This is a genomic window from Allorhizobium undicola ORS 992 = ATCC 700741, assembly GCF_000621665.1.
In the GTDB taxonomy this organism is placed as follows: Bacteria; Pseudomonadota; Alphaproteobacteria; order Rhizobiales; family Rhizobiaceae; genus Allorhizobium; species Allorhizobium undicola.
The window spans coordinates 51,807-62,871 of sequence record NZ_JHXQ01000014.1; the positions used below are offsets into that span (position 1 = coordinate 51,807).

Here is an 11,065-nt window from a genome sequence, read left to right on the forward strand (position 1 = left end):
GTACACTCCGCTCCGGTTCTCGAAAATCACCGTTTTCGCCACCCCCAATGCCGAATGTCCACACACCTGAAGCGTCATGGATGAATGGCGGGCGCAGGAACAATGCGGCCCGCCAGTCATTAGGCAGCATTGCTCTTCGTTCGGGAGACTGCCATGCTGACACATCCAATCCGTACCGCTTCAGTTTGTGGCTATCGCCATGGATGACGCCGTTGAAAACCCGGAAGCGGAAGGCCCGGCAGGCGGCTGGGGTTCGTTGAAATCCATTGTCCGGATTTATGGCGACAACAGGTCGAGGCCTGCGGCGCTGGAAGTCCTGGCGCGGCAGAATAAGCCAAAGGGCGTGATGTGTGTATCCTGCGCATGGCCCAAGCCGAAAAATTATCACCCTTTCGAATTTTGCGAAAACGGCGCCAAGGCGACGCTGTCTGATCTTACGAGTGCGCGATGTGGCCCGGATTTCTGGCAGGATCACACCGTTACGGCCTTGCGGGGCTGGAGCGATCACGATCTGGAGCAGACCGGACGGATTACGCATCCGCTACGCTACGACGCGGCGACGGACCGCTATGTGGAAACAAGCTGGGAAGATGCTTTTGCAGCCATCGGCGCCCGGTTGAAAAGCCTGTCGCCGGATGAGGTCGTTTTCTACTCTTCCGGTCACGCTTGCCTGGAAGCCTCCTATCTCTATGCTCTGTTCGCACGGGCTTTCGGCACGAATAATTTGCCGCAAAGCTCCAATATGTGCCATGAAACCACGTCCGTCGCATTGAAACGGGTCATTGGTTCCCCTGTCGGCACGATTGTCTGGGATGACCTCGAAAAGGCAGACGCCTTTTTCTTTTTCGGGCAAAATCCCGGTACAAACAGTCCGCGCTTTCTGCATCCCTTGCAAGAGGCGAAGCAACGCGGTGCGCGCATTGTCACCTTCAATCCGGTAATCGAGCAGGGGCTGGTCTCCTTCGTCAATCCACAAAATCCGACCGATATGCTGACGGGGCGGGAAACGGTCATCTCCGACGAATATCTTCAGGTGCAGGCGGGCGGCGATATTGCTGCGATGCTCGGCCTGTGCAAGGTCGTGGTCGAGGCGGATGACCGGGCTCTTGCCTCGGGTGGCGCGCGGGTTCTGGACGTTGACTTCATCGCTCAGCACACAACCGGTTTTCCCGCCTTTCTTGCCAGAATTCGCGACACCAGCTGGAGTGACATCGAGCGTGAAAGCGGGCTGAGCGAGGCTGCCCTTCGCCGGGCGGGTGAGATTTACGTTCAGGCTGAACGGGTGATCGGCGTTTACGGCATGGGCCTTACGCAGCATTCTCACGGGTCGCTGAACATCGAGATGCTGGTCAATCTCCTGCTGATGCGGGGAAATATCGGGCGCGAAGGCGCTGGATGCTGTCCCGTGCGCGGGCATTCGAACGTGCAGGGACAAAGAACGGTGGGCATCGCCGAAAAGGCAAAGCTCGTTCCGATGGATCGGCTGAAATCCCTGTTCGAATTCGATCCGCCGGATCATGACGGCATGGCCATCGTGGATGCCGTGAAAGCGCTGATGCAAGGCAGAGTAAAGGCATTCCTCTCTCTGGGCGGCAATCTCGTGCGCGCGGTGCCGGAGCAGGAAGAGATGGAGAGGGCCTGGGCGGCGCAGGACCTCACGGTGATGGTTTCCACCAAGCTGAACAGAAGCCACCTTTTTCCCGGTCGCGAGGCCTTCATTCTGCCATGCCTGTCGCGGCTGGAGCGGGACGAGCAGGCCGGTGGGGTACAAGTCGTGACAACGGAAGACAGCTTTTCCAATATCTCCGCTTCGATTGGCAAAGCGACACCGGCTTCTCCTCATCTCAAAAGCGAGCTTGCCATTGTTACAGGCCTTGCCAGGGCGACGCTCAAACCCAATCCGCGTTTGGAATGGGACAAGTGGACCGGGGATTACGGCCTTGTGCGCGATCTCATCGAACAGACTTACCCGCAGGACTTCCACGACTATAACGCCCGCATGTTCGAGGCTGGCGGCTTCTATCGCGGAAATGGCGCTCATTGCCGCATCTGGAAAACAGAAGAAAAGAAAGCGGTCTTCACAGCGCCCGACAGGTTGAATGCGCTGTCCTTTTCCGATGCGCAGGGCCGCTACCGGCTTTTGACCATGCGCTCCAACGATCAGTTCAATACGACCATTTACGGTTATTCCGATCGATTTCGCGGCATTGAAGGCACGCGCAACGTGGTGTTGATGAGCAGCGAAGACATCGCCGCCGCCGGCCTGCGCGAAGGGCAGGTGGTCACGCTCGTCAGCGATTTTGAAGACGGCAGGGACCGCCAGCTTCCGGGCCTTGAAATCCGGGCACATACGCTGCCGCGCGGCACGATCGCTGCCTATTATCCCGAGTGCAACGTGCTGATCTCCATCGATCATCATGATGTTATGTCCGGAACGCCAGCATCCAAATCCATTCCCGTGCGCGTTCAGGTGTGAGCGTCTTATGGCGCCTGCTACTGCATAATTCCTTAAATCGGAATCGATTTGAGGTGAAAATTATACAGCAGATTTAAAGTGTTACAGCATCCTTCGTGCGTTTGATAAAACGCACGGCGCTGTAGCGCCAATGGTCGGTCGCCTTGGAACAGACTGGCGCAGGGCCGGTTTTTATTTGGACCTTGCGGCGGTCAAGGTTCGCCATCGGGCGGGCAGTGTCCGGCGGGTCGCTTCGAATCAAAGAAACCAATCCACGCAGAGGACTATCATCATGACTGATCGGACGACCTATGAAACCCGCCGTGGCGAAGGCGGAGAAACCCATCAAGTCACCGGGGCCTCGGCGGGAAAACAAGGCCATGGCACCCTGACCTCCAATCAGGGCATTCCCGTTTCCGACAACCAGAACAGTCTGAAATCGGGCAGGCGCGGGCCAACGCTCCTTGAAGATTTCGTCCTGCGTGAAAAAATCTTTCACTTCGACCATGAGCGCATTCCCGAACGCATCGTTCACGCGCGCGGTTCAGCCGCCCATGGCTATTTCGAGCTGACGCATTCCTTGAGCGATGTTACCTCCGCCGATCTTTTCCAGCGCGTTGGCGACAAGGTTCCCGTATTCGTGCGCTTTTCCACGGTGGCAGGCGGTGCCGGTTCCGTGGACACCCCGCGTGACGTTCGCGGCTTTGCGGTGAAATTCTACACCCGTGAAGGCAATTGGGATCTGGTTGGCAACAACATTCCGGTTTTCTTTATTCAGGACGCCATCAAGTTTCCCGATCTCATCCACGCGGTGAAAATGGAGGCGGATCGCGCCTTTCCGCAGGCCGCCAGCGCCCATGGCACCTTCTGGGACTTCGTCTCCCTGATGCCGGAAACCACCCATATGCTGATGTGGGCCATGTCGGATCGCGCCATTCCCCGTTCGCTGCGCACCATGCAGGGGTTCGGGATTCACACATTCCGCTTCGTCAACAGCGAGGGGAAATCAACTTTCGTGAAATTCCACTGGACGCCGAAGCTTGGGGTGCAGTCCACCGTTTGGGACGAAGCCCTGAAGCTGCAATCGGCTGATAATGATTTCCATCGCCGTGATTTGTGGGAAGCAATCGCCAGCGGCAATTTTCCCGAATGGGAACTTGGCGTGCAGCTTTTCGATGAGGAATTCGCCGCATCGCTTCCTTACGACGTTCTGGATGCAACTAAGATCATTCCGGAAGAACTGCTGCCGGTAAAGCCGGTGGGCCGCCTTGTGCTGGATCGTAATCCGGACAATTTCTTTGCAGAAACGGAGCAGGTGGCCTATTGCCCGGCCAATATCGTTCCCGGCATCGATTTTACCAATGACCCCCTGCTTCAGGGAAGGCTGTTTTCCTATCTCGACACGCAGAAGTCACGGCTTGGAACCGCAAATTTTCATCAGCTTCCCATCAATGCCCCGAAATGCCCCATGCATAATTTTCAACGTGACGGCATGATGCAGATGGTGGTGCCCAAAGGCCGCGCCAATTACGAACCGAACAGTCTGGATCAGGCCAATGAAGAGAGCGGTCCGCGAGAATGTCCCGCCACGGGCTTTCGGTCGTTCGAGCGGCAGACGGGCAAGGAGGAGCAGGGCGACAAGCTGCGGGTGCGCGCGGAACTGTTTGCCGATCATTACTCTCAGGCGCGGCTTTTCTGGAAATCGCTCACCGCCTCGGAACAGGCGCATGTTGCCTCTGCCTTTGTATTCGAACTTTCCAAGGTCGAATTCCAGCATGTGCCGCCGCGGATGATCGCCAATCTCCTGAATGTGGACAAGCGCCTCGGTGAGCGGGTAGCCGAAGGTTTGGGCATCGATCTTCCCGACGCCAACCCTTGCGCCCGCGAGCCCCTGGAGCTTGAGCCTTCACCGGCGCTCTCCATTCAGAAGAATATGCTTGAGACGCTGGAGGGGCGCAAAATCGGCATTCTCATCGCCGATGGCACGGATGCCGCAATGCTGGATCAGGTGACGGCGGCGGTTCGCGCAGCTGGCGCGACCGCCTTCCTCGTGGCGCCGAAGGTTGGCTCGGTGAAATTGTCGAGCGGCGAGGCCATTGCCGCTGACGGCCAGTTAGCGGGCTCTCCTTCTGTTCTTTTCGATGCTCTTGCCATTCTGCTCGATGAGAAGGCTACCAAAAAGATGCTTTCCGAAGCGGCAGCCATTCAATGGGTCATGGATGGCTTCGGCCACCTCAAGGCGATCGGTCATACGCAGGCCTCGTTACCGCTGTTGCAGAAGGCCGGGATTGAGCCGGACGAAGGCATAACTGGACTGGATGCACATTTTCTCAAGGCCGCGGCAAAGCGGTTCTGGGAGCGCGAACCAAAGTTGCGCTCTCTGGCCTGATCCGGAAACTTATACATCCCATACAAAATCGAATGTATTATTCGGGGTTTCGTCAGGCGTCCACTGCTGAAGACTGGCTGGCAAAGGCCTGGCAAGGTCTGATTTCACAATCTTGATGTCTTCCCGGACTATATAAAGCATTGTTCTGAGGAAACTGGAAACTGGTTTTTTTGAAGGATATGATACCAGGGGGCATTGAAAATGCCCCCTGGTATTTCGTTTTCGAATATCTCAAGCCGCTGACGCAATTGAGATATTCGAAAAATCTTCAAGATGAGGATGCGTGTGCATCTTCGAGCCTTGGCCTGAGGCAGGCTGACAAAGGTATTGCCTCCTCATCTCAGCAGGTTCTTCGCCGTCTGTGTGAAAATATTGGACCCGATGGCAATCAGGGCGTCCGGGAAATCTAGTCAGGGTTATGAAGTCCGGAATGATGCTCGCCCGCGCCAAGGAACAGCATCGCCGAAGGAGCGTGACGGCTGAAGACGCCGAAGTCTTCTGAAAAGCGCATTGGCAGAAGGCCATCCCCCTCATCGAAGGTCACACCGGCACCCGCATTGCCTGCTGCAATTCCTGAACGGGACGCGCTGCATTATCGTAATGCTCGAAGATATCCTGACAGGAAATTCTTATCGAAAGACCAGACGCTGTCGCTTCCCGTCTGGCCAGTTCTTCTGCGGTTTTGACGAAATTTTCCATGCTTCGGCTGGTCAGGCATCTCAAGGTGGCCCAGATCTCTCCATGCCCCGGGCTGATGCCGAATACAGGTTCGCCCAAGATTGCGTGGGTGATCGTTACCCGGAAGAAGCTTTCGTTGATCTCGCTACCCTGTCCCCGCCCATTAAAGCGTGTCGCGATCTTTCAGATTCGCTCCTGACGCTTAGAGCGCTTTTCGATCTGATTGCATCAAATCGGCGCTCTAAGATTTTATTTTGGAAGCAAAATCTTGTCGATCCTCGCTTCACTCCGGTCGGATTATGTTCTAAGTCATTGTTTTGTCGCATGTCGTTATCGCAAAACCGCTGCACACTTTTGCGCGACATACTTTAGGGCGGTCAGTAGGCGGGTGGTTGCAAATGTTGGCGCAACGCCTTGTTCCGGTGCCGATGCAGGGGCGGTCTTACCGGAAAAGGCCAGTTTTATCCCGCGTGATGCGCATGTGACCGGACCTTGCCGCCCAAGAGGCAGGCCCGGCAGGTTGTGCAGTGAGAAGGCAAAATCCGGTGCGATCCTCGCAAATTTCGGGTCTGCCACCACGCTTGCAGCACCTGTGCCATTTTCCTCGGAAGGTTGGAACATCAGTACGACGCGGCCGCTGGCTGGGCGCTTTTGCCCCAGAGCGGTAGCAACGGCAAGAGAATGGCGCTATGTCCATCATGACCGCAAAGATAGGCCTTGCCGGGAATTTGCGACCTGTAGGGAAGGTTGGAAACCTCCCGGATGGGCAAGGCATCCAGTTCCGACCTGAACATCAAGGTCGGGCCATCCGCCACTCCGGAGAAAATTCCTGCGATGCCATAGCCTCCGATTCCGGTTATGATATCATCTACGCCTGCTGCCTGGAGAGCCTCCGCCACAACTTTTGCGGTGTTGCACTCTTCTCCGGAGATTTCGGGATGCCGGTGAAGGCGATGCCGGATCTCTTTGATGCCGTCCAATTGGATGCCTGTTAGGAATATAGCGGGTCAAGCCCTTGATAAATTGGTTCGCGTCTGCCGTCTTTGCAACGAGATGCTTTACGACGATAGTGGAGATTTTCGATCAATCGATTGCGTCCTCGCAGGGCGCTGTTCGATCGCTTGCGACGGCGTCGCTTGACTGGAGATGTCGCTGGTTTGCCTTGCGTCAAACGTTTTGAAAGTTTCGGCTGACAATCTATGTCGGACGTATATTGTTTTATCATCTCCTATCCATTGGAACTGTCGATGTTGTCAGACGAGGTTAAGACGCCGGACCTGGATCATTCTCCGGGATGGCGCAACTCAATTCTCGGTAAGGTTGCCTTCTTCCTGCTTTTGGCGGTGGCTTTCGCCTATGTCAGCGGAGCAGCAACCGGCTGGCTAATGATCGAAAGGGCGCAGAAGGCCGATTGGGCGCGCCAGGCCAGCACCAATGCGCAGATTTCAAGCAGCGCCATTCGGGGTGTCTATACCTTCGTGACGGTGGATATGACGCCTGCGGGCCAGATTACCGGTATCGTTTCCGATCGTATGATCGGTGACGATCAATCGGTCCTGGATACGGGCTTCGTGCCGCTGGATGTTCTGTCGCTGGCATCGCTTCAGACAAAGGAACCGGTGTGGCTGTTGCGGTATGACGAGGAGCGCCGGCAGTTGCTGACCCTGACCGACAGCGAGGGCGGAGGGGAGAACCTGCCGCTGGTTTTCTCCGATGAGAAGGGAAATGCCCATCCGCCGGACAAATACGCAACCGGCTTTGCCTCGATTGGCTCGACCCGCCATTATATTGCGCTTCTGCCAATCACCACGCCAGACGGAAAACTGCTGGGCGCGATTGCCGCAAGCGCTGGCAATGCCGACAGGCTGATGCGGATGCAAACGGCCTTTTATCGCAATTCGCTGGTTTATGGCTCACTCATCATGCTGGCGACCGGCATTGCCATCATGCTCGTGATGCGCCGCCTGTTCCATCCCATTCCGGCGCTGATCGAGGCCCTGAAACGCATTGCCCGCGATGAAACAGGCCGCACGACGCCCTTTCGCCAGCGACGCGATGAAATCGGGCAATTGGCCAATGCCATCGAAACCCTGCGCGAGGGGGTTGTGGAGAGAGAGCATCTGCGACAGGTGCGTGAGGCCGCCCGCGAACTGGAACACCTGGCCCACCATGATCCGTTGACGGGGCTGCCAAACCGGGCCTTCTTGCAGAAAACATTGAGCCGGATGCTGGAAGAGGTCGAGCTTTTCGGGCGCACAATCAACGTCATGCTGCTTGATCTCGACCGTTTCAAGCCGGTCAACGATACTTACGGACATGCGGTGGGAGACCAGTTGCTCATCGCCACCTGCCATCGGCTCTCGGTGCTTTTGGGGCCGCAGGATGTGCTTGCCCGCCTTGGCGGCGACGAGTTCGCGCTGATCCAGGCGGTTTCCGTCAATGCGCGCACGGATGCCGCACGGCTGGGTGAGCGCATTATCGACGCCATGAATCGCCCGTTTCAGATCAATGATCTTTCGATTGGCATCGGCATCAGCATTGGTGTCGCGACAGCGCCCCTGCATGGGCGGACCCTCAAGGACATCATGAGCCATGCCGATGTGGCGCTTTACACGTCCAAGGGCGCCGGGCGCGGCTGCCTTCGCCACTACCAGCCGGGCATGACCATGGAAAGCTCCGGCCGTTCGGCCATCGAGCAGGAACTGATGCTGGCCTTGGGGGAAGATCAGTTCGAGATCTTCTACCAGCCCATCATTGCCATACAGGATGGCCGCCTGTGTGGCCACGAGGCGCTGGTGCGCTGGCGTCATCCCGTGCGAGGCCTGCTGACGCCGGACCAGTTCATTGAAGCGGCCGAGGAAAGCGGCCTTATCGTGGAGCTTGATCGCTGGGTCTTGAGCAATGCCTGCCGGACCTTCGCCGCCATGCCCAATGCCGGGACACTGGCGGTGAATATCAGCGCGGCGGATCTGTTGCGCAGTGACCTGCCGGACTTTCTGCGTGCGACGCTGGACGCCACGGGGCTTGCGCCGCATCGGCTGGAAATCGAAGTCACTGAAACCAGCCCTATCGCCGAGCGGGAGGCCGTGACCGCGCTCCATGCCATCCGCGGCATGGGAATAGGTGTGGCGATCGACGATTTCGGTACCGGCTTCAGTTCGCTTTCCTATCTGCTCGACCTGCCTTTGACCCGCATCAAATTCGACCGCCGCTTCGTCGCCGGACTGGTCGATAATCCACGGGCGCTGAATATCCTGCGGGCCTTGATGATGCTTGCCAACGGACTTGGAATCGAGGCCACGGCGGAGGGTATCGAAAACCGGCAGCAGCTTCACATTCTGCGCGGGCTCGGCTGCAAGTCGGCGCAGGGCTATCTTTTCGGAAAACCGCAGGCCGAACCGCTTCAGGAGGATGATGCGGAAGGGTCGGGGCGCTTTCGTGCAATTGTTTGAGAAAGCGCTGTCATAAACGCTCGAAGTTCAAGCCCGCGCAAGGCCAGGTTTCCGGGCGGCGTGGTTGGACAGCAAATGAATGTTCCGGGTCAGGCGGAGTATTTCCGGCCGCCGCATGGTGATATTGGCAGGAGAAAGCGGCATGTCGTTATTCAGGTTTTGCAAACCCGCATTGGCCGTTTGGTTGATGGCCGCCCCTGCGCTTTGGGCAGGGCAGGATGGCGGAACGCTGGCCAAACTGCGCCAGAGCGGGGTGATTACCATCGGACATCGACAGGCCGAGCCGCCCTTTTCCTATGTGGTGGACGGAAAGCCCACGGGCTACTCCACGGAATTATGCGTGGCCATTGTCGAACGTCTGGCGAAAAAGCTCGGTCTGCCCCGTATCAGCATAGATTATGTGCCGGTTTCCTCGGCCACGCGCTTTGTCATGATGCGAACCGGCAAGATCGACATGGAATGTGCGGCAACGACAAATACCGCAGAGCGCCGCAAGCTTGTGGCTTTCAGCTATCCGCATTTCCTTTCGGCGACGCGCTTTGTTTCTCTGAAAACTGCCAATCTCCACCGTGTGGGCGATCTTGCCGGAAGAAGCGTCGCGGCCACCTCGGGCACGGTGAATCTCGATCAGCTCAACGCGGTCAATCGTCAGAGGGGGCTTAATATTTCCGTTCTGCTGAACAAGGAAAATGAAGAATCCTTCGCCATGGTGACGAGCGGCAAGGCCTCCGCCTATGTCATGGACGATATTCTTCTGGCGGGATTGGTGGCAGGTTCGGCCGATCCGCAACTCTACGAGATTTCCCAGGAGGCGCTGAGCGCGCCGGAGCCTTACGGGCTTTTGCTGCCGCATGACGATGAGACCTTCATTGCCGCCGTCAATGAAAGCCTGCGATCGATCTACGAAAGCGGTGAAATTCGCCAGCTTTACAGCCGATGGTTCGAGGAGCCGATCCCGCCGCAGGGACAGAGGATGAACCTGCCCCTTTCCGCCGAGCTGCGGGCGGTGTTCGAAAAACCCGGATATATGACGGATCACCTGCGATGATGGCGGCCCTTACGACACGTTTTCTGGCGCTTGTGCTGGTGGTTCTGGCCGTTGTCAGCCGGGTCTATGCGCAGGACGTCGCGGATGGCCAGGGGCATACGGTCAGCCTGACCATCGAACGGCTGCGTCAAACACACGTCCTGCGCGTCGGCTATGGCACTGCCGCGCCCTTCTCGTTCACCAACGCCAATGGAGACATCAGCGGATATTCGATAGACCTTTGCCGGGAAATGGCCGAGGAGATGCGGCAGATCCTGCAATTGCCGGAAATCCGGACGGAGTATGTTTTCCGCACGCCCGCCAACCGGCTACAGCTTCTGAACGAGGGCGGCATGGATATCGAATGCAATGCCAGCACGAATTTGCCGGAACGGCGCAAGGCTGCGAATTTTGCACCGGCGCATTTCTTCATGCGCACCCGCCTTGTCAGCCTGAAGCGCAATAATATCCATAAACTCGAAGATCTGCGCGGCAAAAGCGTCAGCGTTGTGCTGGGAACGGTCAATATCAGTCAGATCCTCCAGCTCTCCCGAGAGCGCAGGCTCGGTCTCGTTACGGTGCCGGTTGACGAGGTGGAGCGAGCCTTCGAACTTGTCAACAACGGCAGTGTCTCGGCCTTCGCCATGGACGACATCCTGCTTCACGAGATGATCGCCCGATCGGGTCATCCGCAGGATTTCTCCGTCAGCGAGGAGGGGTTGGGAGAGCCTGCGGCTTATGGCTTCATGACGCGCATCAACGATCCCGAATTTGCCGATCTGGTTGCCAAGGCCCTATGGCGGGTCTATCGCAGCGACAGGATGCAGAAGATCTACGACCGATGGTTCATGCAGCCTTTCGGAGAACCGCCGCATTGCCTGAACCTTCCCATGAGCGCCGAACTGCGCGCGATGATGGAAAGCGTGGAGTAACCTGTCCAGCCGGGGATATGCATAACACCTGTGGATAAGGCCGGGCGCAGGCAGGAGCAGGGCGATCACCCGCCGGATCTGCGCTACACCTCATGCAGGTTGGTTGAGCCCGTTTTGGTCAAGGACGCCAAA

Annotated in this window: 6 protein-coding genes and 1 pseudogene; 6 read left to right on the forward strand and 1 reads right to left on the reverse strand. The window is 57.5% G+C overall.

What is annotated here, in order from left to right:
* Nucleotides 1–199: 199 nt before the first annotated feature.
* The 3 genes from T424_RS0113085 to T424_RS22885 all read left to right on the forward strand — a co-directional run bounded on the left by T424_RS0113085 (nucleotide 200) and on the right by T424_RS22885 (nucleotide 5,894).
* Complete coding sequence (locus T424_RS0113085; RefSeq protein ID WP_037067618.1) at nucleotides 200–2,476, forward strand: FdhF/YdeP family oxidoreductase; 2,277 nt, start codon at nucleotides 200–202, stop codon at nucleotides 2,474–2,476.
* Between the two features lie 271 nt (nucleotides 2,477–2,747).
* On the forward strand, nucleotides 2,748–4,844 hold the full coding sequence (locus tag T424_RS0113090; RefSeq protein ID WP_027488132.1) for a catalase: 2,097 nt from the start codon (nucleotides 2,748–2,750) through the stop codon (nucleotides 4,842–4,844).
* Between the two features lie 600 nt (nucleotides 4,845–5,444).
* Nucleotides 5,445–5,894, forward strand: a complete 450-nt coding sequence (locus T424_RS22885) for a hypothetical protein (RefSeq protein ID WP_169737300.1) — start codon at nucleotides 5,445–5,447, stop codon at nucleotides 5,892–5,894.
* Here T424_RS22885 and T424_RS22585 read toward each other — a convergent pair.
* Nucleotides 5,853–6,316: pseudogene (locus tag T424_RS22585) on the reverse strand (M20/M25/M40 family metallo-hydrolase). The gene T424_RS22885 and the pseudogene T424_RS22585 overlap by 42 nt on opposite strands.
* Before the next feature lie 453 nt (nucleotides 6,317–6,769).
* Between T424_RS22585 and T424_RS20980 the strand changes: the two are divergent.
* The 3 genes from T424_RS20980 (at nucleotide 6,770) to T424_RS0113140 (ending at nucleotide 10,933) form a co-directional block, all read left to right on the forward strand.
* Nucleotides 6,770–8,974 carry an EAL domain-containing protein gene (locus T424_RS20980; RefSeq protein WP_161712573.1) on the forward strand — a complete coding sequence of 735 codons (2,205 nt, stop codon included), beginning with the start codon at nucleotides 6,770–6,772 and terminating at the stop codon, nucleotides 8,972–8,974.
* A gap of 187 nt (nucleotides 8,975–9,161) precedes the next feature.
* Entirely contained in the window at nucleotides 9,162–10,022 is an 861-nt protein-coding gene (locus tag T424_RS0113135) for an amino acid ABC transporter substrate-binding protein (RefSeq protein WP_154664907.1), read from the forward strand.
* Complete coding sequence (locus T424_RS0113140) at nucleotides 10,019–10,933, forward strand: amino acid ABC transporter substrate-binding protein (protein WP_161712575.1); 915 nt, start codon at nucleotides 10,019–10,021, stop codon at nucleotides 10,931–10,933. The genes T424_RS0113135 and T424_RS0113140 overlap by 4 nt, the downstream gene beginning before the upstream one ends.
* The last annotated feature ends 132 nt before the right edge of the window (nucleotides 10,934–11,065 follow it).